Origin of the sequence: Actinophytocola sp. (genome assembly GCF_035762905.1) — a bacterium.
Taxonomy (GTDB): domain Bacteria; phylum Actinomycetota; class Actinomycetes; order Mycobacteriales; family Pseudonocardiaceae; genus DASYTH01.
Genome location: NZ_DASUCC010000109.1, coordinates 33,671 through 56,882, shown reverse-complemented (window position 1 = coordinate 56,882; position 23,212 = coordinate 33,671). Strand labels below are relative to the sequence as shown.

At 68.3% G+C, this 23,212-nt stretch carries 22 protein-coding genes; 16 read left to right on the top strand and 6 right to left on the bottom strand.

What is annotated here, in order from left to right:
* Window positions 1-159 precede the first annotated feature (159 nt).
* From VFV67_RS23630 to VFV67_RS23615, 4 genes are all read right to left on the bottom strand, one after another.
* Window positions 160-3,342, bottom strand: a complete 3,183-nt coding sequence (locus VFV67_RS23630) for an amidohydrolase family protein (RefSeq protein ID WP_326472809.1) — start codon at window positions 3,340-3,342, stop codon at window positions 160-162.
* Window positions 3,323-4,294: an EamA family transporter gene (locus tag VFV67_RS23625; RefSeq protein WP_326472808.1), complete on the bottom strand. Its 972-nt coding sequence runs from the start codon at window positions 4,292-4,294 to the stop codon at window positions 3,323-3,325. Before VFV67_RS23625 ends, VFV67_RS23630 begins: the two co-directional genes overlap by 20 nt.
* 36 nt (window positions 4,295-4,330) lie before the next feature.
* Entirely contained in the window at window positions 4,331-4,930 is a 600-nt protein-coding gene (locus VFV67_RS23620; protein WP_326472807.1) for a flavin reductase family protein, read from the bottom strand.
* A gap of 66 nt (window positions 4,931-4,996) precedes the next feature.
* Window positions 4,997-6,559, bottom strand: a complete 1,563-nt coding sequence (locus tag VFV67_RS23615) for a tryptophan halogenase family protein (protein WP_326472806.1) — start codon at window positions 6,557-6,559, stop codon at window positions 4,997-4,999.
* Between the two features lie 638 nt (window positions 6,560-7,197).
* On the opposite strand from VFV67_RS23615, the gene VFV67_RS23610 reads away from it, so the two are divergent.
* Together VFV67_RS23610 and VFV67_RS23605 are read left to right on the top strand one after the other, a co-directional pair.
* The gene (locus VFV67_RS23610) at window positions 7,198-8,343 is read left to right on the top strand and encodes a hypothetical protein (RefSeq protein ID WP_326472805.1); all 1,146 of its coding nucleotides are present in this window, start codon (window positions 7,198-7,200) and stop codon (window positions 8,341-8,343) included.
* Between the two features lie 18 nt (window positions 8,344-8,361).
* Window positions 8,362-9,066, top strand: a complete 705-nt coding sequence (locus VFV67_RS23605) for a type 1 glutamine amidotransferase (protein ID WP_326472804.1) — start codon at window positions 8,362-8,364, stop codon at window positions 9,064-9,066.
* A gap of 37 nt (window positions 9,067-9,103) precedes the next feature.
* Here VFV67_RS23605 and VFV67_RS23600 read toward each other — a convergent pair whose 3' ends face one another.
* Window positions 9,104-9,556, bottom strand: a complete 453-nt coding sequence (locus tag VFV67_RS23600) for a MarR family winged helix-turn-helix transcriptional regulator (protein ID WP_326472803.1) — start codon at window positions 9,554-9,556, stop codon at window positions 9,104-9,106.
* 57 nt (window positions 9,557-9,613) lie between these two features.
* Between VFV67_RS23600 and VFV67_RS23595 the strand changes: the two genes are divergently transcribed.
* Both VFV67_RS23595 and VFV67_RS23590 read left to right on the top strand, forming a co-directional pair.
* A complete protein-coding gene (locus VFV67_RS23595; RefSeq protein ID WP_326472802.1) occupies window positions 9,614-9,958 on the top strand; it encodes a hypothetical protein in 345 nt (114 codons plus the stop codon).
* 33 nt (window positions 9,959-9,991) lie between these two features.
* Window positions 9,992-10,456, top strand: a complete 465-nt coding sequence (locus VFV67_RS23590; protein ID WP_326472801.1) for a DUF1772 domain-containing protein — start codon at window positions 9,992-9,994, stop codon at window positions 10,454-10,456.
* On the opposite strand, the gene VFV67_RS23585 is transcribed toward VFV67_RS23590, so the two are convergent.
* Window positions 10,448-11,494, bottom strand: a complete 1,047-nt coding sequence (locus VFV67_RS23585; RefSeq protein WP_326472861.1) for a helix-turn-helix domain-containing protein — start codon at window positions 11,492-11,494, stop codon at window positions 10,448-10,450. The two genes, VFV67_RS23590 and VFV67_RS23585, sit on opposite strands and share 9 nt — an antisense overlap.
* Window positions 11,495-11,760: 266 nt before the next feature.
* Here VFV67_RS23585 and VFV67_RS23580 point away from each other — a divergent pair, with 266 nt between their 5' ends.
* From VFV67_RS23580 to VFV67_RS23525, 12 genes are read left to right on the top strand one after another with little or no spacing between them, the layout of a single operon-like run.
* Complete coding sequence (locus VFV67_RS23580) at window positions 11,761-12,219, top strand: nuclear transport factor 2 family protein (RefSeq protein WP_326472800.1); 459 nt, start codon at window positions 11,761-11,763, stop codon at window positions 12,217-12,219.
* The gene (locus VFV67_RS23575) at window positions 12,219-12,620 is read left to right on the top strand and encodes a nuclear transport factor 2 family protein (RefSeq protein WP_326472799.1); all 402 of its coding nucleotides are present in this window, start codon (window positions 12,219-12,221) and stop codon (window positions 12,618-12,620) included. Before VFV67_RS23580 ends, VFV67_RS23575 begins: the two co-directional genes overlap by 1 nt.
* A gap of 34 nt (window positions 12,621-12,654) precedes the next feature.
* Complete coding sequence (locus VFV67_RS23570) at window positions 12,655-13,926, top strand: beta-ketoacyl-[acyl-carrier-protein] synthase family protein (protein WP_326472798.1); 1,272 nt, start codon at window positions 12,655-12,657, stop codon at window positions 13,924-13,926.
* Window positions 13,923-15,122 carry a beta-ketoacyl synthase N-terminal-like domain-containing protein gene (locus VFV67_RS23565; protein WP_326472797.1) on the top strand — a complete coding sequence of 400 codons (1,200 nt, stop codon included), beginning with the start codon at window positions 13,923-13,925 and terminating at the stop codon, window positions 15,120-15,122. The genes VFV67_RS23570 and VFV67_RS23565 overlap by 4 nt, the downstream gene beginning before the upstream one ends.
* A gap of 26 nt (window positions 15,123-15,148) precedes the next feature.
* Window positions 15,149-15,400, top strand: a complete 252-nt coding sequence (locus VFV67_RS23560) for an acyl carrier protein (protein ID WP_326472796.1) — start codon at window positions 15,149-15,151, stop codon at window positions 15,398-15,400.
* Window positions 15,390-16,184, top strand: a complete 795-nt coding sequence (locus tag VFV67_RS23555; protein ID WP_326472795.1) for an SDR family NAD(P)-dependent oxidoreductase — start codon at window positions 15,390-15,392, stop codon at window positions 16,182-16,184. Before VFV67_RS23560 ends, VFV67_RS23555 begins: the two co-directional genes overlap by 11 nt.
* A gap of 15 nt (window positions 16,185-16,199) precedes the next feature.
* Complete coding sequence (locus VFV67_RS23550) at window positions 16,200-17,084, top strand: SRPBCC family protein (RefSeq protein ID WP_326472794.1); 885 nt, start codon at window positions 16,200-16,202, stop codon at window positions 17,082-17,084.
* A gap of 2 nt (window positions 17,085-17,086) precedes the next feature.
* Window positions 17,087-18,022, top strand: a complete 936-nt coding sequence (locus VFV67_RS23545) for an MBL fold metallo-hydrolase (protein ID WP_326472793.1) — start codon at window positions 17,087-17,089, stop codon at window positions 18,020-18,022.
* Window positions 18,023-18,046: 24 nt separating this feature from the next.
* Window positions 18,047-19,582 carry a class I adenylate-forming enzyme family protein gene (locus VFV67_RS23540; RefSeq protein ID WP_326472792.1) on the top strand — a complete coding sequence of 512 codons (1,536 nt, stop codon included), beginning with the start codon at window positions 18,047-18,049 and terminating at the stop codon, window positions 19,580-19,582.
* A 31-nt stretch (window positions 19,583-19,613) separates the two neighbouring features.
* Entirely contained in the window at window positions 19,614-21,158 is a 1,545-nt protein-coding gene (locus VFV67_RS23535) for an acyl-CoA carboxylase subunit beta (RefSeq protein ID WP_414636331.1), read from the top strand.
* Between the two features lie 13 nt (window positions 21,159-21,171).
* Window positions 21,172-21,363, top strand: a complete 192-nt coding sequence (locus tag VFV67_RS23530) for an acyl-CoA carboxylase epsilon subunit (protein ID WP_326472790.1) — start codon at window positions 21,172-21,174, stop codon at window positions 21,361-21,363.
* Between the two features lie 31 nt (window positions 21,364-21,394).
* Complete coding sequence (locus tag VFV67_RS23525) at window positions 21,395-23,146, top strand: acetyl/propionyl/methylcrotonyl-CoA carboxylase subunit alpha (RefSeq protein WP_326472789.1); 1,752 nt, start codon at window positions 21,395-21,397, stop codon at window positions 23,144-23,146.
* Window positions 23,147-23,212 lie beyond the last annotated feature (66 nt).

Here is a 23,212-nt window from a genome sequence, read left to right as displayed (position 1 = left end):
CGGTGCTGTTGACAGAAGTCATGGCTCTGGCCCTTCATGGCGAGCGGCGCGGGTGGCTTCGGCAGGGCGCGAGCGGATCCATCCCAGCGGGCATGGGCCGTCCTCGGGGTTCGGCGGCACCGGCGCAACCGGGAGCGGAACTCGTAGTGGTGCGGGTCGTCAGTGGGCGCCCGCGGGTCCGGCTTCACCTCCGGTGGCTCCGCAGCACACCTGCATCGCCCACTCCGGCCGGTGCCACCACTCGTCTCGGTCCGGGGTGGTCAACCGGCGCACGCTGGGATGCGTGGCCACAGCGGCGGCAACCGGTGTGGTGAACGGTTCCATCAGGCCGTCGATCGTGTGCAGGCGGCCACCGAGCATCACGTACCGCACGGCTGCCGCGGCTCGAATGTCGGCGAGCGGATCACCCTCGATGAACGACAGATCGGCGTGTGCGCCCGGGCGGATGGTGCCCAGTTCGTGCTCCAACCCGAGCCAGCGCGCCGGGTTGGCGGTGGCGGTGACCAGGGCCTCGTGCGGGGTGAAGCCGAATCGGACCATGGCGCGCAGGTTCATGTGCAGGGAGACCGCGACGTTGTCCAGCGGCGAGTCGGTGCCGGCGATCACGAACCCGCCTGCGCGATGCACGCGCAGCACCATCTCGGTCTGGAACCGCAGCATCTCCCGGTTGACCGCGGCCGGCGGCCTGGTGGCGTCGTTGGCCCTCGCCACGTAGCGCTCGTACTCCCACGGCGGGAACAGCGTCCTCGACCGTCGATCGTCCACGAGTGAGCGGTCCTCGGCATACAGCACGAACGAGTTGAACAGGGTCGGCGTGAGCGACATGCCGGACTTGGCGAACAGTTCGATCACGTCGGCGTAGGCGCGGCCGAGCCGGCTCACGGTGTGCGAGTAACCGAGACGGTTGGTCGCGCCGAAGTGCTCCATGCCATCCATGCCGACGGCCGCGGCGGGGTACAGATAATGCGAGCTCAGCAGCATCCCGCTGCGATGCGCCTGCTCCACCACGAGCCGCTGGAACTCGACGGACAGCCGAACATAGGTCTTGATCATGTCGTATTCGAGCCCGCGCGCCCGGTCCATCTCGAGGCCCAGCTGGGCGACCGAACGGGTGGGGCGCATGAAGTTGTAGAACACCCTGCTGCCGTCGATCGCCTCGCCGGTGGCGAAGAACCGCGGGCCGATCCGGGCACCGGACTCGAGTGCCTCCCTGGTCTCCACCATCTGGTAGACGGGATCGCCCGGCGAACGGGTCGTGGTGATTCCGTAGGCCAGCCATAACCTGCCCTGCCGGTCGCCCCACTGCCGGCCGCGCAGGTGCCAGTGGTTGTGCGCATCGATGAGTCCCGGCATCACGGTCAGCCGGGCAGCGTCCACAGTGGACCGTCCGGGCACATGGTCCAGAACGGCTGCGATCCGGCCATTCTCGACCACGATGTCCACGTCCCGGCGCAGGCTGGTCGCGGTTCCGTCCCACATCGCGCCGGCGTGGATGACGTGCCGGTCGGTACTCCGGGCCAGCCGCCAGCTCAGCTCGACCGGAATGTCGCGGGCTTGGCCGCCGGCGATCGGAACCGAGCGCAGCCGCCCGTTGTTGAGGTAGATCAGCCGGTCGTTTCGTTGCCAGCAAGGCGAATCGGTCGCCTCGCTGGTGACCTGCCGAGGAGTCCCGGTGAACCGGCCGGTGCCGTCGACCGGTACCACCCAGGCCACGGATCCGACCACGAACGCCAGGTGCCGGCCGTCCGGCGACCACACCGGGCCGTCGTCGCCTCGCGTGGTCAGCGACGCGTGTGGCATCGGCTCGGTGTAGGTCAGCGTCCCGGTGCGCAGGTCGACGGTGAGGATCTGGCTGGTTCCCTCCCGGAACCGTGCGGAGTACGGCTTCACCGCCGCCAACGCCAGCACATTGCCGTCCGGCGACCACGTCGGGCGACCGGGCAGGAACAGGTTGGGCGTGACCTGGCGAACCGAACCCGAAGCCAGGTCGAGGATCCAGGCGGCACCGTCGTGGTCCTGGTAGGCGATCTGGCGGCCGTCCGGGCTCCACCGCGGGGTCAGCTGTGCGCCCGGCAGGGTGGTCAGCCGGCGCTCGACACCCGTGCTGAGATCGCGCAGCCACAGGTCGGCGTCGCCGGCGCGGTCGGATACGTATACCAGCGATCGCCCGTCGGGCGAAAAGTCCGGGTCCGAGGCGAAGTAGCCGTCGTCGACGATGCGCTCCGGCCTGCCGCCGATGTCCATCAACCACAACGCGTTGACCGCGCGGAACGCGATCCGGCGGCCGTCGGCCGAGCACACCGGGCTGGCGATGCCCTTGACCGGGCGTGGATGCGTCAGCTGGGAATCCCGCCGCACCGGCTGCGGTCTGCCGCTCCGCGTGACCACCGTGACCGTTGCGGTGAACGGGATGTCGTCCACCCGGCTCGCATCGAGCCGGCGGCGCCTGATCTTGCCGTCGGCGGTGTAGAGCAACTCGTTGGCCGACAACCAGGTCGGCGGGAAGGCGAACACGTCCTCGCCGACGGTGCTCACCACCCGCTCACCGGCGAGGAGTTCGGCCGTTGCGCCGGTGATCCGAACGTAGGCCAGCGTCCGGCCGTCCGGTCCGACCGAGGGCCCGTACAGCCGGGCGTCGGCCGGCGCGGTGACGAGTCGCTCCACCGTCCCGGTGCTCAGGTCGACGGCGTCGATCGCGACCTCGTTCGACGTGAATGCGATCTTGTTGGCGGAGCCGGGGAACCAACTCGGCATGGCCTCCTCGGCGAGCGTGTCGGTCAGTGCGCGGATGGCGCCACTGCCCAGGTCGTAGCTGAACACACCGTAGCTGCCGGTGTTGCCGCGGTCGGAGGTGAAGACCAGCAGCCGGCCGTCCGGCGAGAACTTGGGCTCCCGGTGGTCGAACGGGCCCGAAGTGAGCTGTTGCAGCCCGGAGCCGTCCGCGCGGATCATCCAGAGGTGGAAGTTGCCGTCCCGGTACGCCTGGAAGGTGAGTCGGCTCCCGTCCGGAGACCAATGGGCTTGGGTGGCATCGGTGAGGTCGTCGGTGAGGCGGCGGGCCCGCCCACCGCTGATCGGCAGCACCCAGATCCCGGTGACCAGATCGAGGGCCAACCACCGGCCGTCGGGCGAGACGGCCGCGGCCGTGTTCGTGCCCTCGACGAGCGTGGCGTCCGCACGATCGGCCGCCTGCTCAACCGGGTCGGCCGTGGCCGCCACCGAGGCGATCCCGGGCGCGACCAGCGAGGCACCGCCGGCCACTGCGGCGAACTGTCCGCCCCGGCGCAGCACCTCGCGGCGGCTCAGGCCTGACTTCGATGCCTCATGGTGATTGTTTGGCACGCTGTCCATCCCCCGTGACATATGTCGATGAATTTCCGGTTCGTTCAACGGCTTTTGGCCCGTGATCGCCGCGGTGCTCCGCGCGGATGACCATGATCACGGCGGCGAGCACGAGGGCGCCGCCGAGCAGAGCGATCGGACGCACCTGCTCGTCCAACAACAGCCAGCCCAGCACCAGGGCGATCGCGGGATTCACGTAGGCGTAGGTGGACGCGATCGACACCGGAGCGTTTCGGAGCAGCCAGATCAGACAGGCGAACGGCACCACTCCGCCCGGAATGGCCAGGTAGAGCACCGAGAGCGCCGAGGCGAGCGACGGGGCGCCGAAGGTGTTGAACTCGCCGGTGACCGCGGCCATGAGGAGCAGTGCCACGCCGGCCGCGGCCATCTGAATGGTCACCGTGGCGAGCGGATCGGGCGGCATGGCCAGTCGCGACGTCCCGAACATCCCGGCCGCCTCGCACGCGGCGGCCACCAGCAGCGCCGCCACACCGGCGACGGGCAGCGCCGCGACGCCTGCCCCGGCCGGTAGGCACAACAGGGCGATACCGAGAAAGCCCATCGCGATTCCGAGCATGGCCACCGGGCGGGCCCGGTCGCCGCCGATCATGCGGTACAGCATGATCCACACCGGCACCGACGCCACCATCAGCGCGGCCAGGCCGGAATCGACGAACTGTTGGCCGTACGAGATGAGTCCGCGGGCCGCGGCGAGGGTGAGCAGACCCGCGATCACCGCGTTTCCCGCCTGGGCCGGCGGCACCCGGAACCGGCGCCAGCCGTGCCCGGGCAGGAGGAACGCGCACAGGACCAGCGCCGCGATCACGAATCGCAGCGCGGTACCCAACAACGGCGGGATGGTTTCCAGCATCACCTCGATGGCCGCGTAGGTGGAGCCCCAGAGCAGGTAGACCATCAGCAGTGCGACCAGAATCCGGACGCGGTAGCTCATCCGGTGTTCCGCCGGATCCGGTCGCCGCACCCGCCGTCATGTCCGCCCCCGCGGCGCCAGACCGGGCCGCCACATGGCGAACTCGGAGAAGCCGTGCAGGAGCGGCTCGGCCGTGCTGTCGCATTCCGCAACCCAGATCACCTCACCGATCAGGATTGTATGGTCGCTGACCGTGATCGACGTGTGAAGCCGGCACTCGGCGCTGCGATGGACGTGCTCGGTGGGCACGGGCAGGTGGTGGTTGGGGCTGGGCGACCACGGCACACCATCGAACGGCCGGTCATGGCCGGCGGCGAACCGCCGGGCCAGCTGCAGACCGGAGCCCTCCAGCAGGTTGACGGTGAACGAGCCGGTGTGGTCGACGGCCCTGCGCATCCGGCCCAGTCGACCGACGCAGGCCAGCAGCGTCGGCGGGTCGAGGCCGACGCTGCACAACGCCGAGCACGTCATGCCGATCGGCCGGCCCTCCTCGTCCAGCGTTGCGAGCACCGCCACGCCGCTGGGAAAGCCCCGCATGAACTCCTTGAACTCCGGGACCGACGCCCTTGGCGGATCGGGTACGTGCCCTGCCGGATGGTCGCCCGCGGCCGTGACCGTGGGATGCGTTGTGGTTTCGTAGTCCGACGTTACTGACATCGTTGCCGTGCTTCCGTGAGTTCCCGATATACGGCATACCCCGGGTCGGGCCACACCGGCCCGCGCTCAGCCGGTTGCGGCCTCATGCAGCGAGGCGACGTATTCGTAGTGGCTGGGCAGCGTGCGGACGAGTTCGGCGGACCGAGCGGCGATGTCGGCGAACTCTCGCTCCGCTCGGGCCGGATCCACCAGCTGCAACGCCGGCCGCGGCGCGGTTTGCAAACCGCCCAACCCGAGGAGCATCGCGGTGTAGGAATACGGCTCGAAGCCGTGGTAGTGCGACCACACGTTCTCGGTGTCGGGAAGGCGGACCCGCCAGGCCTCGAGGCGCTCGGCGAGGCCGGGCGGCACCGTCCGCTGGCGGGCGTCCTTCCAGTACCTGTTGTCCTCCCGGGCCGCCGTGTAGTAATGCAGGAACAGAAACTCGCGGACGCCGTCGAGGCACCGGGCCAGGAGTGTGTTGTAGCTGGCGGCCAGGTCTTCCGCGTGGCCAAACGCCGGGAAATGCTTGACGAGCTGCTCGATCCCGTACTGAATGAAAAAGATTCCGGTTGACTCCAGCGGCTCGACAAAACCGCCGGACAGCCCGATCGCGACGCAATTCTGCACCCAGAAGCGGCGGCTGCGGCCGACCCGCATCTTGATGTGGTTGGCCTCCAGGTCCGCTGCGGCCGGGCCGGCGTATTCCCGAAGGGTCCGCTCGGCGTCTTCCGGCGAGCAGTAGTCGGCCGAGTACACGTAGCCCATTCCGTTGCGATGGAAGAGCGGGATGGTCCATATCCAGCCGGCGTCCATCGCGGTGGCCCGGGTGTACGGCGGAATACCGTCCCGCTGCTGGTCCGCCGGGACGCGGAGCGCGACGGCCCGGTCGTTGGGCAGGTAGTCCTGATATGACTCGAATGGCTCCCCAAGAGCTTGATTGATCAGCAGCCCGCGGAATCCGGAGCAGTCGATGTAAAGATCGCCTCGTAGTTCCCCGTGATTCTTCGTGACCAGGTGGTCGATCGAACCCCGCGCGCTCAGATTGACGTTCTGCACGTCGTCGAGAACGTGCTGGACACCGAGGCGCACCGCCCGATCCCGGAGAAACGCGGCCAGCAGTGCGGCGTCGAAATGGTATGCGTATGGGAACTGAGCGGTCTGTTCCGACAACGTGGTGCGACCGGTAACCTGCTGGTCAGAGGCGGTCGGACCGTCATCGAACAGGCGTCCGTCCAGGTAGCGGGGCGCCAGGAGCGCATCGCCCAACGCGGCCATGAGGAAGATGTCACGGTCGGCACGGTCGCCTTCGCCATGGGCGAGCCACCACTCGGAAATCGGGAATCCGTCGACGGAACGGAGCCGCTCGAATGGATGGTAGAAATAGTGCCCCGGCCGGCGCCAGTTCTCGAATCGAATGGCCAGCTTGTAGGTCGCGCCGCACGCGGGCATCCAGTCGGACTCGGCCAAACCCAGGTATTCGAAGAAGTGGCGAATGGTGCTGAATGTGGCTTCTCCGACACCGATCGTAGGCACCCGATCCGACTCGATGACGGTTATCTCTATCCGTTCCCCGAAGGTGGCTTGCAGATAGCTGGCGGTCATCCAGCCCGCCGTACCACCGCCGACAACAACGACCTTACGCACCACGTTGGATCCCCTCCTGCGCAGCACTGAACATTGATTTATGCAGGAAAAAGCCGACGTCGCGAAAACCCCCTGCGACGACTTCAAATGATAAGCTCAATAGACCATCAGGTCGACAAGCGATTACACCCCCAGTTACACACGGCAGCGTTCACAACGCTCTTCTGTGCTCTCGATCACGCTACACCGGGCCGATCTGTCATGTCAACAGAATCTTGATCATCGGCTAACAAAGGCACCAATTTGGACAGTAGGGACGTGACGTCCGTGGTCAAGATATGCCCGCCTGACGGTGGACAATCGTGCCAATCGGTCAGCCTTCGCCGCGTGTCAAGTTTTTGTCAAGTTGATGCTGCCCGGCTACGCTCGGCGCGGTGATGTGGTATGGACATCGTGGAGAACCGGACCCCGCGTGATCACCTTCAGGTCGGTTCAATTGTGCCTTTGCGTCCCGAACGACCGGTTCAACTGACACCGGGGATGGCCGCTTTGCCATTCTGGTCGGCTTGATGAGCGCGGCCACGGAACCCCCATGGGCGGCCCCCGCAGCGGACACCGGGTACCAGCAGGGCCGACCGTGACGTGGCCCGCATCCTCGTCGAACCGCTCGGTCGTGGATCATGCCCTGCTACCCTCGCCGCGTGGACCCTGTCGGGTTAGACGCGCAGAGCGTCGACTTTGTTGGCACCGCACAGCTTCTCCTGACGGGCCCGTTCTACCCCGGGGCGGATCCGCTGGACGAGCGGCCGGTGTGCTCGGTACCGGCCGATGGGATACTCGACCCAGAAGGCCGGATCGTTCCGGTGGACCGGCCGATGGACCAGTTCCTGCGGGGGTCGCTGACCTTCGGCAATCCACCCTTCGAGTTGTTGACGCATTTCGCCGGGTCCGAACAGTTCAATACCGAGCTGACCGAGATTGTCGCGCAGGCGGTCGATCTGCCGGTGCGGCTCAAGGTCACCGGCATGCTCTTCCCCGACGGTTACGGATCGGTGGCCGTGCGGATGGCGGTGGCCGACGGCTGGGGTGACGACCGCCGCCGGCGACTCATCGACGGTTTCGGACCGAAAGGCCGAGACCCGGTTTCCGGGAAGATCCGCGATGTCCTGCTGCCAGCCCTGGTCGAGGTTTCCGACCATTGCAGCCCCGGGGCGGACTGCGAAACCCTGTTGCCGTACTTCAACCTCACGTATGTGGGGGAAACGTCGCACAGTCATCCCGGTCGCGGCACGCTTTCCGATGAACTTCGCCAGCTCGTTTATCCGCGCTCACCCGCGCCGATAACGTCGGACTCGCCGTGGGTCGACGAGTTCTTCTATGCCGGGTACGCCTTCTCACTGCTGGCCGCCGCGGATCCGCGGCACACCCTCGACCAACTCGAGCACCTGCTGTTGCATCTGGACGTCCTCTACGCCCGGATGGACCGCAGCGCCTCGGCCGCCGACCGGCTGATCCGGGCGTCCCTCACCGACGAGAACCTGGCCTGGCTCATCCGCCTCGAGTCCCGCCTGCGCGCCGACTACCAGGCACTCGTCCGCCCGACGTTCAGCTACGACCACCACGTGCTCAAGCTCCGGGACGGCCTCCTGTACGCCTGGGAGACCGACAAGACCCGGGAGCGCACCGAGACCCTGCTGCAGATGGCCAGGGAGGCGGTCGAACGCAGGCTGGCCGAGGACCAGGCGCGGCGGGTGGCCAGGGTGAACCTGGTCGTCACGATCCTGGTCATCGTGAACGTCGTCGCCTCCCTCGAGTCGGCGATCAACTTGTGGACGAAATGGTTCTGATCACCGTAGCCTCGGATCGTGGATGTTCTGATTTGCGTCGCGGACGGGGTGATCTACGACGGCCTCGACTACGCCGACCGAATCGCCGAGCGACTGTCGGAGGCCGGTCTCACCTCCGCACGCCGCAATCTGACGAGCTTGCCGGCCGAATCTCCTCGCCCGGACCTGGCCTACGTATTCACCGGCGGCCAGACCTCGGTCCATTCCGACGCGGAATGGATGCGTTCGGCCATCGACCTGACCCGATGCCTGGTGACAAATCCGGAAAGCGCGGAATACGCGGTCATCGGAATCTGCCTCGGCGCCCAGCTCATCGCCGAGGCATTGCGCCCGGATTCGATCGCCTCGTCCAGCGCGATCGAGGTGGGGCTCACTCCGGTCGCCCAGCCGCACGACCGGCAAGCCGAACTGGTCGTGCCGTCGTTTCACTACCAGTCGATCTCACCGGAGATCAGCTCGGTGCCCGGCGTACGAGTCGAATGGCGAAACGAGCACACCGCGGTCCAGGCGTTCAGCTACGGCGACCGGGTCTTCGGCTGCCAGTTCCATCCCGAGCTGACCCCGGCGGACGTGCACAAGCTCATTGACTTCCACGCCGACGTGATCACCCGGTGGCAGGGCGACGTCGCCGCCGCACACCGGTCCGTCGATCGCCACACCCCCGCGCTTGCCGGCGACCTCTTCGACCGCCTCGTCGTCGACCGGATCCGTCCCCGCGGGTAGGAACTCCGACCTCAGCCGGCCCGCACTCGTTACGGAGTCAGCGGGAGCCGGTGAGTGTCCGCATGAGGGCGGCGAGGGCCTGGTCGAGTTGGCCGGCCAGCGCGGTGCCCGTGGTGGCGACCAGTTGGGCGTCCAGGGTGGCGGCGAAGGCGGCGCTGGTGGCCAGGACCCGGGCGCCGTCGGCGGTGACGGTGAGGATGTGGCGACGGCGGTTGACCGGGTCCCGCCGGCGTTGCAGCAGTTCGCGCTGCTCAAGGCGATCGACCAGGCGGACGACCATGCCCGGGGTGACCTGCATGAGGGTGGCGACGTCGTCCTGCGTGCGGGCCAGCGCCCGGTCGACCACGTTGAGCACGCCGAGGTGCTTCGGCGTCAGCCCGGCCTCCTTGAGATGCAGCGCGAACTCCCGCTGCATGGTCCCGCCGAGCACGGTCAGCCGGAAGGCTAACGACTCGGCCAGTGGCCCCTCCGCGTCCGTTGTCGCTTCCATGGCAGTACTGTACCATCAATCAATAGTTGACTCTGTATACAGTGCTGGAGTGGGATAATGACCGTTCTCCTCATCCTGAACACACTGGCCGCGCTGCTCAGCGTGGGGTTCGCGGCGTTCGCCGCGGTCCGACCGGCGGCCATGGGCGGGTCCGAATCGATCACCGCCGCGGAGCGGTTCTTCGCCTACATGTACGCCGCGCGTGCAGTACCGTTCGGCGTCGTCGCCGCGGTCCTGCCCTGGTTCGAGCGCGGGGTCGGGGTTGCCTGGTTCCTCTTCGTCGCGGCCGCGATCCAGCTGATCGATGTCGGCATCGGGATCTGGCGCAAGGAAGGCGGACTGATCGGCGGCGGAGCGGTGTTGGCCGCGATCCACGTGATCGCCGGGATCGCCGTTCTGTAGCGCACCGCAGGAATCACAAGGGAAAGCTCCCGGATGAAGCCGATCTACGCGATCTCCATCGTGCTGTCGTTGCTCCTCTCCGGACTGTATGCCGGGTTGTGCGTCGGCATCGCGCTCAACCCGGGCCTCACCACCATGAGTCCGAATGCCTATGTGTCGTACTGGCATGCGGTGAACCGAGACTACGGACGGTTCATGCCCCCGTTGTTCGTCGGGGGAATCCTGACGTCAACCGTGGTCGCGGCGCTCAGCTTCAAGAAGGACACGATCGTGCTCGTCGCCAGCATCGCCGCCGCGGCCACGATGCTGGCCGGCATCGTGCTCACGATCGCGACCCTCGTGCCGCTGAACGTGCTGGCGGACAGTTGGGCCGGTTCGATACCGGACTCCTGGTCCTCGCTCCGGGACGAGTGGCGCCACTATCACCTGATCAGAACGGTCATCGCCGCCGCGGGATTCATCGCGGCCGCCATCGTGCCGGCCGCTCAACTACGGTAGCCGGAGTTCCATGGCCGGCGGCCCGCCGCGATTGCGCCGGAAGTCGGTGGGGCGTTGACCGGATTCCCGGAGAAACGCGTTGTTGAAGCCGCGGGCGGTACCGAATCCGCACATCCGGGAAACCTGTTCGATGGTCAGGTCGTCCCGGCTGTCGTCGCTCAGGACTTCCCGGGCTCGCGCGATGCGCATCTGACGAAGCACCGTCATCGGCGGCGTTGCGTCGAAGAGCTGGAACAGGCTGCGGCGCGAGATGTTCAGGGCCGCGGCCACGTCCTCGGCACTGAGGTCCGGGCGCGACAGGTTCTCCCGCATCACGGCAAGCGCCTGCTCCCGGCGCGCGGGACCGGTCTCCGCCAGCATGACGTCGTCGTCGAGTCCAGTTCGGACCAGAAGCTCGACCAGGCTGACCAGAAACGATCCGGCGGCCGCGATCGCGGGGCGCGGCAGGTGCAGAATCCTGGTCGCGGACCGGACGAACAGGTCCACCATCTCGCGATCGACCAGCAGCGGCGCGAACATGGCACGCCGCAGCAGCGCACGGTCCAGGGTCAGCCGCGTCGAGTCGATGTCCACGATCAGCTGCCGGTCCGGTTTTCGCCAGACGACGCGCCGCGGCTCGTCGTGAAACTGGAGGTAGAGCGAGCCGGAGTCGATGTCGTGTGTCCAGCCTCGCGCGTCGATCTGCGCCGGGTTGCAGCCCGAGAGAATGAGCTGCACACGACTGCTGTCGATGCCATCGGCCCGCTGGCGGTCGATCAGGAACGACCCGGCATCCATCCTGCCGGCCACCACACCGGCGTCGCCGACCCAGTGTCCGCTGTAGTCGGCCCGGAAAGTCGGCTCGGCAAGGACCTGGGGCATCCCGCTCTTGCCGTAGCGGGTGCTGTCGGTCAGTTCATTCCAGTATTCAAGGCGTTCGGCCGATTTCACGTTCCAGTTTTGTATCCTGACGCGTGCCGGGCGCTCTGCCGACACCTCTCCCCCGGGCGTTCTTTCGCGCACGAGTACCTCCCCCGTACCGGCGTCGCTGTGCTCCATCAAACCAGGCCATGGTAACAAAAAGGACACAGCCGGCGTGGAAAGATATTCGTATTCTTCTGCGACACCCGTCTTGCACAAATGATGGGCCCGTTGCAGTAAGTGTCTGCAATGGAGCATGGGTGAACAGGAGTGCAGGATTCACGAACTCCCGTGCAAGTCGATTGCCGCCGCCGGATACGCCGTCATAACGTCGTCGACAACATTGGCCGGCCGCCACTGCGGCATGCCGCACGAGCGGCGAACGACTGGATCACTGGTGTTATATGACGACCCTGAATATCGCCCGGCCGCCCGTTCGGGCAGAGGTAGGGCTCCACAATGAACTGTCCCAGTTCTACGCGGACCACATGGCCGCGCTCGACCGGGGCGATACCGCCGGGTTCGCCCGCGGCTTCGTTCCGGAGGCGACCTTCGCGGCGAGCGGGTTCGACCGGCTGGTGTTCGGGCGGGAGCAGATCGAGGCGGCGGCCGCGGCCGGCGTCGAGCAGCGGGCCCGGGACGGCATCACCCACCGGCACCTGATGTCGATGCTGCGGGTCGTGCCGCGCACCGCCTGGCTGGTACGGGCGACCAGCTACGTCCTAGTCATCGAAACCGGCACGACAGGCACGTCCGGGATCTACGCCAGCACCCTCTGCGAGGACATCCTGGTGCGGCGCGACGACCGCTGGCAGATCCGGGCCCGCAAGGTCACCCGCGACGACAAGCCGTGGCGGACCTGATGAGTGCGGACGACCGGTCCGCGGTCGAGCAGTTCTACGCCGAACAGATACACGCTCTCGACCGTGGCGATCTGACTACCTACGGCGAGACGTTCGGCACGGACGCCGAGTTCGTGATCGACGGTCGCACGACGCTGCGGGGGCGCGCCGAGATCGTCGAGCACAGCAGGGTCCGCCGGGAGATCAGGTCCGCGCGGGGTGCGGTCCAGCGGCATTACCTGGCGAACTGTGCGATCACGCCGACCGAGAACGGCGTTCGGGTACGGGGCACGGTGCTCACGGTGGAATCCGTCGCAGGCAACGGGGCGCGCGTCACCGGGGTGATCGACTGTACGGATTGGCTCCGTACCGGCGGGACAGCGGGATACCGGGTCGTTTCGCGGACCGCGAAGCTGAGCTGAACCATTTGTTGTCGGCGGGATACATGAGGTGGGCATGACAAGGAATCGCAGGGTCGTCGTCTCCGGAATAGGGGTGGTGGCGCCGGGAACACCAGGGCGGAAGAACTTCTGGAACATGATTTCCGACGGGCGCACCGCGACCCGGATCATGACGTTGACCGACCCGACGCCATTCCGGTCCCAGGTGGCGGCTGAGGTCGATTTCGATCCGGAGCTGTGCGGCCTGACCTCCACCGAGGTGTCCCGGATGGACCGGGTCGGGCAGTTCGCGCTCGTCGCCATGCGGGAAGCCATCGAGGACAGCGGTATCGAGCTGAGCCGGTTCGATCCGGGGCGAACCGGCCTTGTGGTCGGGACCGCGGTCGGATCGACCCCGGCACTGGAAGCCGAGTACGTGCGGATGAGCGGGCACGGCAGCACCTGGGAGGTGGACGAGTCGAAGGCCGGTGCGAACTACTACAGCTACTACATTCCCAGCTCCATCGCCGCCGAGCTGGCCATCGAGGCCGGTGCCGAGGGTCCGGTCTCGGTGGTGTCGAGCGGATGCACCTCCGGGCTCGACGCCGTGGCGCACGCCGTGGATCTCGTGCGCGAAGGTTCGGTCGACCGGGCCGTGTGCGGGGCGTCCGACGCGCCGATCTCGCCCATCACGATCGCCTGCTTCGATGCGATCAAGGCGACGACCCCGCGGCTCGACGAGCCGGAACGTGCCTTGCGGCCGTTCGACAACGGCCGCGACGGGTTCGTGCTCGGTGAGGGCGCGGCGATGTTCGTCATCGAGGAGTTCGAGTCGGCCCGGCTACGCGGCGCGCCGATCTACGGCGAGATCTCGGGCTTCGCGAGCCGGTGCAACGCCTACCACATGACCGGCTTGCGTCCGGACGGCGCGGAGATGGCGACGGCGATCACGGCGGCCATGGACCAGGCGAGGATCATCCCCGCCGACATCGGATACGTCAACGCGCACGGCTCGGGCACCAGGCAGAACGACCGGCACGAGACCGCCGCCTTCAAGCGCGCGCTCGGCGAGCACGCCTACCGCGCACCGGTCAGTTCGATCAAGTCGATGATCGGCCATTCGCTCGGCGCGATCGGCTCGATCGAGATCGCGGCCTGCCTGCTGGCGATCAAGCACGAACTGCTGCCGCCGACCGCCAACTGGGCCGAGCGCGATCCCGAATGCGACCTGGACTACATCCCGGTTCAGGCGCGGGAAGCGGCACCGGATCACGTGCTCAGCGTGGGCAGCGGGTTCGGCGGCTTCCAGAGTGCGATGATCATCTCGAAGTGGGGTGCGGCGCGATGAGACCGCACATCACCGGCATCGGCATCGTCTCCCCGTTCGGTATCGGCGTCGAGCCGTACTGGACCGCACTGCTCGAGTCGGCCAGCGGGATCGGACCGATCACCCGGTTCGACGGCAGCAGGTATGCGACCGGAATCGCGGGAGAGTACGCCGATTTCGATCCGAGAGCCCATTTGCCGGCACGGTTGTTGCCGCAGACCGACCGGATCACCCAGTTCGCGCTGATCGCCGCCGGTGCGGCGCTCGGGGACGCCGCGATCCCGGACGGTGCGTACCCCGAGTACGCCTCGGCGGTGGTGACCGCGAACAACAGCGGCGGGTTCGAGTTCGCGCAGAAGGAGATGCAGGCGCTGTGGTCCAAGGGCCCGGCCCACGTCAGCGCGTACCAGTCGTTCGCCTGGTTCTACGCGGTCAACACCGGACAGGTCTCCATCCGGCACGGCCTCAAGGGAGCCGCTCGCGCGCTGGTCACGGATGACACCGGTGGCATGGAGGCGGTCGGGCAGGCACGCCGGCAACTGCGGCACGACTGCGAACTCGTGCTCGCCGGTGCGGTCGACACCAACCTCTGCCCGTGGGGCTGGTCGGCGTACACCAGCGCCAGGCTGATGACGACCGAGCGCGATCCGAGCACGGCGTACCGGCCGTTCGCGCCCGATGCCGACGGGTTCGTGTCCGGCGAGGGCGGGGCCATCATGACCGTGGAACGCCCGGACGGCGCCGGTGCGCGCACCCGGTACGCCGAGATCGCGGGTTTCGCGTCCACCTTCGACGGCGCGGCGCACGACGGCCGCGGCCTTGAGCGCGCGATCCGGGCCGCATTGCGGGACGCCGAAGTGGACACCGGGGAGGTCGACACCGTGTTCGCCGACGGGTTCGGCACGCGCGACATGGACGACCGCGAAGCGCGGGCGATCACCGCCGTGTTCGGCCCGCGAGGTGTTCCGGTGACCGTGCCGAAAACCGGCATCGGCCGGCTCGGCTGCGCGGGCAGCGCACTCGATGTCGCGACGGCCTGCCTGGCAATCGCCAAGCAGGTCGTCCCGCCCACGCCGAGGTACGAGCTCTCCCCCGCGGCGAGCGCGCTGCGCATCGTCGACCGCCCGTTCGCGGGCCGGGTCGACACGGTTCTGGTGCTCGCCAGGGGACGGGGCGGTTTCAATTCGGCGATGGTGCTGACGAAGCCGCGGATCTGAACCAGTTCAAACAGCAGGAGGCTACAGTGAATATCGACATCCTGATCGCGGCACTTCGCCAGGTGGCGGGGGACGACGATGCCATCGACCTCGCGGCAGCCGTCGACTCGGACACCTCTTTCGGTGACATCGGCTTCGACTCCATCGCATTGCTCGAGGTGCTGAACCTCCTCAAACGCGAGCACGGGGTCCGGCTCGACGACGACGTTCTCGAATACGCGCGGACTCCGGCGACCCTGCTGGACGCCATCCAGAAGGGGCGCCAGGATGCGGCCTGACCACACCACCGACAATCGCGTCGCGCTGATCTCCGGCGGGACGAGCGGGATCGGCCTCGCGATCGCCAAGCGGCTCGGCGCCGCCGGCTACCGGGTGTTCGTCGGTGCCCGGGACGCGCTGCGGGTCAAGGAAACCGTCGCGGAGCTCGGCGAGCTCGGCATCGTGGCCGGCGGTCGGGCATGCGACGTGCGCAACGAGGAGGAGATCGCGTCCCTCGTGACGGCGAGCGTGGCGGAGTTCGGACCGGTCACGACGCTGGTGAACAACGCGGGCATCCCCGGCGGCGGTGTCACCAGCGGCCTGTCGACCGAACTCTGGGACAACGTCGTCAACACCAACCTGCGCAGCGTGTTCCTGATGTCCCGGTACGCACTGACGGCCGGGGAGATGACGAAGCACAAGGCCGCCCAGATCATCAACATCGCTTCGACGGGCGGCAAACAAGGCGTCGTCCTCGGTGCCCCGTACAGCGCCTCGAAACACGGTGTCGTGGGTTTCACCAAGGCGCTCGGCCTTGAGCTGGCCGGCTCGGGTATCACCGTGAACGCGGTCTGCCCCGGGTACGTCGAAACCCCGATGGCGCAACATGTCCGGGAGAACTACGCGAGAATCTGGGGTGTGTCCACGGAGGACGTCCTGGCGAAGTTCGAGGCGAAGATTCCCCTCGGCCGGTACAGCACACCCGAAGAGGTGGCGGGCTTTGTCGAATATCTCACCACGCCGCTGGCCGCCTCCATCACCGCGCAGGCGATCAACGTCTGTGGCGGGCTGGGCAACTACTGACGTGAGGGCACCGGAATGGACACCACGCACGACATCACGATCAACGCCGAACACCACGAGGTCTTCGCCCTGCTCGCCCGCGCGGAGCGTTGGCCGGAACTGTTCGAGCCGACCATCCAGGTGACGCACGTCGATCGCCGCGAGACCACGGAGACCTTCCGAATCTGGGCGCGCGCGGGCGATCAGGTGAAAACGTGGATCTCGGTGCGCGAGCTGGATCCCGGGGCGAGCCGGATCACCTTCCGGCAAACGGTGCCGGCGCCGCCGATCGCGTCGATGAGCGGCACCTGGATCGTCGAACGGGTCGGCCCCGGGCAGACGACCCTGCGGCTGCTGCACACCTTCTCGGCGGTCGGCGACGACCCGGAGGCACTCGCGTGGATCGAGAGGGTCACCGACGAGAACAGCCGGACGGAACTGGCCAACATCAAGGCCGTCGCGGAGCGCGAGAAGGGCGAGGTCCGGATCTTCACCGACTCGGTCCGGATCGCCGCGGCGGCAGACGCGGTGCACGCGTTCCTCTGGCAGGCCGAGCACTGGACCGATCGGCTGCCGCATGTCGGTGCCGTGCGGCTGGACAACTTCGGCACGACCGACATCCAGTCGCTGCGGATGACGACCCTGTCCAGCGTCGGTGTGCACGAGACGATGTCCATCCGGATCACCGACGGAACCACCCGGATCGGCTACAAGCAACTGGACCTGCCCCCGCTGCTCGACCTGCACCTGGGCAGCTGGACCGTCCGGGCCGGGCAGGGCGAGACCCTGCTCACCTCCGAGCACGTCATCCGGCTGCGTCCGGAGGTCGCCGGGGAGAACCTCGACAAGGCGCGCAACGCACTCAGCGCGAACAGCATGGCCACGATGCTGATCGCGAAGTCGCTGCTCGAGGGGGCCTGACCATGGCACGCGTGCTGGACGTGGCGGCCGGGCTGCCGGCCACCCCGGCGCTGGTGCCGGTTGCCCCAGGGGTATTCGCCTATCTCCAGGAGCACGCCGGTTGGTGCGTCAACAACAGCGGTGCCGTCGTGCGGGCGGACGGCACCATGGTGATCGACACGTGCGCCACCCAGGCGCGGACCGAGGCGCAGCTGGCCGCGGTCCGAGCCCTCGCCGCACCGCCGATCGACTACCTGATCAATACGCACTTCCACGGTGATCACGTCTTCGGTGGTTGCTTCTTCCCCGCGGACACCCGGGTTGTCGCACACGCGGAGACCGCGAGGGAGCTGGCGCAGAGCGGCCTCGGCCTGACCGGCCTGTGGCCGGACGTCGGATGGGGACAGGTGTCGGTGCGGCTGCCCGACATCACCTACGACACCCGGCTCGTCCTGGACGACGGTTACCGCAGCGTCGAGCTGATCCACGTCGGGCCGGCGCACACCCGCGGTGACACCGTCGTATGGCTGCCGGAGGAACGCGTGCTGTTCGCCGGTGACGTGATCATGTCGGGCCGCACGCCGTTTCTGCTGATGGGGTCGCTGTCCGGGATGCACGCCGCGGTCGGGTTGCTGCGGGAACTGCGACCCGGGGTGGTCGTACCCGGGCACGGACCGCTCGGTGGTCCCGGGCTACTGGACGCCACGGCCCGATACCTGGACTGGCTCGACGGGATCGCGACGGCGGGGTACCGGGCCGGCCTGACACCCAGTTCGGTTGCGGCGCAAGCGAATTCGGGCGAGTTCGCCCGGTGGGGCGACCCGGAACGGCTGGTCGCGAACCTGCACCGCGCCTACGCGGAGCTCGACGGCGCGGTGCCGGGTGCACCGCTGGACGTGGTGTCGGTGTTCGCGGAAATGGTGGCACTCAACGGCGGACTGCCGGAGTGCCTCGCCTGACAAGACCTCGCGAGGAGGCCCGTCATGAACGACACGATGCGGTGGCCCGCCACCGGGTGCTCGTGGGTGGTGGCGCAGCCGCTGCCCGATCGGCACCCGGTCACGGTGGACACGCTGCTGACCGAGGCCGTCCGCGGCGGTGCCGACCGGCCTGCGGTGCAGGGCGGTACCGCGACCATGACCTTCCGGGCCTGGGACGACGTGGCCTCGTCGGTGGCCAGGGCGCTGCGCACCGCCGCCCCCGGCCGCGGCGTGGTCGGTCTGCTGGCCGACCTCTCCCCCGTGTTCCCGGCGTACTACTACGGGGTGATCCGCAGCGGCAACGTCGTCGCACCGATCAACCCGCTGCTGCCCGCCCCTGCTGTGGCGCACGTCCTCCGGCTGGCGATGCCCTCGGCCGTGCTGGTCACCCACGAGGGGCTGGATGCCTTGCGCGCCAAGCTGAGCCGGCAGGGGCTGGCCGACCTGATCCAGGACGAGCTCCCCATCGACCACGGCGCCTTGCTCCGGCTGCGGACCGGTGCGCGGCCCGAACTGCCGGACGACACCGCCGCGCTGATGTTCACCAGCGGATCCACCGGCCGGGCCAAGGCCGTCGCCTACAGCCACCGCAACGTCCTGGCCAACGCCGAGCAACTCATGGCGGCCCACGACATCACCGCGGCCGGCGCGCTCGCGCACAGCAGGCCGATCTTCTATCCGATGCACATGAATGCCTCGGTGCTGGCCGGAGCCCGGCAGGTCCTGGCCGGGCAGGCCCGGGTACTCGACTCGGTGCTGGCCGCCGAGGCGACGGCGGCGACCCACCTGTACTCCCTGCCGGTTCGGCTTGAGCAGTTGGCGGCCGACCCGGCATTCGGCTCGGTCCGGGTCCGGCACCTCCGCATGATCGGCTCGGGGAGTACCGCGCTGTCGGCGAAGGCGGCCGTCCGGATCGGCTCGACGCTGGACATTCCCTGCTGGCAGGGCTACGGGCTGTCCGAGACGACCTCGCTGGTCAGCACGGAACGCACCGGGTACCAACGAATCGGCTCGGTCGGTGCCCCGGTGCGGGGCGTCGCGGTCCGGATCGCCGGACTGGACGATGCGGCCGCGGAGCCGGTGCCGGTGGGAACCGCCGGACAGGTCTGGGTCGCGGGTCCGAACATCATGCAGGGCTACCTGGACGGTTCCGGGGTGGCTGCGCCGGCGCCCGACTGGTTCCCGACCGGTGACTACGGCACGGTGTCGGCCGACGGTCTGCTGACCGTGATCGACCGCGTCGGCGATCTGGTCCGCAGCGGCGATGAGGTGGTGTCGCCGTCGTCGGTCCGCCGGGGACTGGAAGCTCATCCGGAGGTGGCGGAGTGTGCGGTGGTCGGCGTGCCCGCTGCCGACGGAACCCCGGTCCGGCTCGCCGGGTTCGTCCGGACCACCACGGGGTCCGCCGCCACGCCCGATCTGCCCACGACCGACCTGGATTCCCTGACGGTGCTCGAGTCCCTGCCCCGTCTGCCCAACGGCAAGGTCGACCAGGCGGCGCTCGTCGCACTGGCACAGCACAAGCGGCCGCCCGCCTGACGGCGCGGCGACCAGGAAAAGGAGTGTGATCGTGCAGGACGCGGTCGGGAAAGTCGTCGAGCTGAAGCGGGAACTGCTCGACGACGATGACGAGGCGGGGCGACGGCAACGAGAGAAAGGCAAACTGACCGCCCGGGAGCGAATCGCGCTGTTGCTCGACCCGGGATCGTTCCAGGAGATCGATGGCCTGCGCCGCTCCCGGCACTCCGGTCTCGGTTTGGCCGATCGCCGCCCGCTCACCGACGGCGTGGTGACCGGCTGGGGCACCGTGTTCGGCCGGACGGTTTTCGTCTACGCCCAGGATTTCCGCCTACTGGGGGGCGCGGTCGGGGAAGCACACGCCGAGAAGATCCACAAGATCATGGACCTGGCCGTCGAATCCGGCGCCCCACTGGTGGCGCTGAACGACAGCGCCGGGGCTCGCATCCAGGAAGGGGTCACGGCGCTCGCCGGATTCGGCGGAATCTTTCGGCGCAACGCCAAGGCGTCCGGGGTCATCCCGCAGCTCAGCGTCATGCTGGGTCCGTGTGCCGGCGGCGCCGCGTACAGCCCGGCGCTGACCGATTTCGTCTTCATGGTCCGGGGCATTTCGCAGATGTTCCTGACCGGTCCCGATGTGGTGGCCGCGGTCACCGGCGAGCGCGTCACCATGAACGAACTCGGCGGGGCGGACGTGCACAACCGGCTGTCCGGCGTCGCGCATTTCGCCTACGACGACGAGCAGTCCTGCCTGGAGGACGTCCGGTTGCTGCTGTCGATGCTGCCGGCGAACAACCGGGAGCAACCGCCCGCCCGGCCGGCGACCGATCCGGCCGACCGCCGCTGCACGGGGCTCTACCAACTGGTGCCGACGGACGGCAACCGGCCGTACGACATGCGGGCGGTCATCGAGGAGATCGTCGACGACGAGTTCGTCTTCGAGGTACAGGAGGGCTGGGCGACCAACGTCATCTGCGCGTTCGCCCGGCTGGGCGGCCAGGTCGTGGGTATCGTCGCCAACCAGCCGTCCGTACTCGCCGGCGCCTTGGACATCGCCGCGTCGGAGAAGGCGGCACGATTCGTGCAAGCCTGTGACTGTTTCAACATCCCCCTTGTCACGTTCGTCGACGTACCCGGATTCCTGCCGGGCGTGCGACAGGAGCACGACGGCATCATCCGGAACGGCGCGAAGCTGCTGTCCGCGTACTGCAACGCCACGGTGCCACGGATATCGGTGATCGTCCGAAAGGCGTACGGGGGCGCGTACATCGTCATGGACTCCCGGTCGATCGGTGCGGACCTCGTCTTCGCATGGCCGGCCAACGAGATCGCCGTCATGGGACCGGAAGCGGCCGTCGACATCATCTTCCGGCGGGACATCGCCGCCGCGAACGGTGATCACGAGCTGGTCCGGAAACAGAAGATCGAGCTGTATCGCGCCGAACTCATGCACTTCTCGTATGCCGCCGAGCGCGGGCTGGTCAACGACGTGATCGATCCGGCCGATACCCGGCCGGTGCTCATCCGCAGCCTGGAAATGCTGCGTTCCAAACATGGCGACCTGCCACTGCGGAAACACGGAAACGCACCGTTGTAGGAGGGGGGCGGTCATGGCCGAGGATCCGGTGCTCGCGATCGAGTCCGGCACGCTCGACGACATCGAGCTGGGTGCCCTGTTGACGGTGCTGTGCTTCGTCGCCCGGCAACAACCCGATGCCCGGCCCCTGGCCACCACCCGGTGGCTGTACCCGGAGCGGGCCGCGGTGTTCGTTCCGCCGCACAGCTGGCGCAGTGCCGGGTAGCGGACCGACCCGACGAGAGGGGAACTCCCAGGTGCACAAGGTTCTCATCGCCAACCGGGGCGAGATCGCGGTACGGGTGATCAGGGCGGCGCGAGACGCCGGGATCGCCAGCGTCGCGGTGTACGCCGAGCCGGACACGGACGCCCCGTTCGTCTCGCTCGCCGACGAGGCATTCGCGTTGGGTGGCCGGACCGCGGCGGAGTCCTACCTGGTGATCGGCAAGATCCTGGAGGTCGCGCTGCGGTGCGACGCGGACGCGATCCATCCCGGATACGGCTTCCTGTCGGAGAACGCGGACTTCGCCGAGGCCGTCATCGATGCCGGCCTGATCTGGATCGGGCCGAGCCCGCAGGCGATCCGGGCGCTTGGGGACAAGGTGACCGCGCGGCGGATCGCCGCGCGGGTGGGTGCCCCGCTGGTGCCGGGTACCGAGCAACCGGTGAGTGGCGCCCGGGACGTCGTCGAGTTCGCCGAGCGGTACGGTCTGCCGGTCGCCATCAAGGCCGCCTTCGGCGGTGGCGGACGCGGCATGAAGGTCGCCGGTTCCCTCGAGGAGATCCCGGAGCTGTTCGAGTCCGCGACGCGCGAGGCGACCGCAGCCTTCGGCCGTGCCGAGTGCTTCGTCGAGCGGTACCTGGACCGGGCGCGGCATGTCGAGGCCCAGGTGCTGGCCGACCAGCACGGCAACGTCGTCGTGCTCGGCACCCGCGACTGCTCACTACAACGCCGGTACCAGAAACTCCTCGAGGAGGCCCCGGCGCCATTCCTGACCGGAGACCAGCGTCGACACATCCACGAATCGGCCAAAGCCATCTGCCGGGCGGCCGGGTATTCCGGAGCGGGCACGGTGGAATACCTGGTGCAGGGCGCGACCGTGTCGTTCCTGGAAGTGAACACCCGGCTTCAGGTCGAGCATCCGGTCACCGAGGAGACCACCGGCATCGACCTGGTCCGGGAACAGTTCCGCATCGCCGAAGGGCACCCGCTGGAGTGCAGCGAGGACCCGGAACCGCGCGGGCACGCGTTCGAGTTCCGAATCAACGGGGAGGATGCCGGCCGGATGTTCCTGCCGACGCCCGGTCAGATCACTCGCTACCGCGAGCCGGCCGGGCCCGGTGTCCGGGTGGACTCGGGCGTGGTGGCGGGCAGCGTCATCGGTGGACAGTTCGACTCGATGCTGGCCAAGCTGATCGTGTGGGGTCCCACTCGCGCGCAGGCCCTGCGGCGGGCCCACCGCGCGTTGCGGGAGTACGACATCGAGGGGATCGCCACCCTGCTGCCGTTCCACCGGCACATCGTGAGTCATCCGGCGTTCGCCGGGGACGGATCGCTCGAGGTGCACACCAGGTGGATCGAAACCGAGTGGGACAACCCGTTCGAGCCGGACACCGAGCCGGCCGGCGCCGACGAGCGGCCACGCCGGCGGCTGGCCGTGGAGGTGAACGGCCGGCGGGTCGAGGTGTCCCTGCCGGAGGACTTCAGCACGCTCGTGGGCGGTCCGGCACCCGCCAAGGTTCTCCGGCCGGCCGCGCGCAAACGCACCGGCGGCATGACCCTGGTGTCCGGCGACGCGATCACCGCGCCCATGCAGGGCACGGTGGTGAAGGTCGCCGTGGCCGAGGGACAGCGGGTCGCGGCCGGTGATCTCATCCTGGTGCTGGAGGCGATGAAGATGGAGAACCCCGTCACCGCGCACAAAGCTGGTGTCATCACCGGACTGGCCGTCGAGCCGGGCGCCGCGATCACCCAGGGGACCGTGCTCGCACAGCTCAAGGAGCAGTGACGATCACCCCGATGGTGGGTGGGCCGGTAGGCGCGTGGTAGGTCGGCGGTAGGCGGGTGCGGCGAT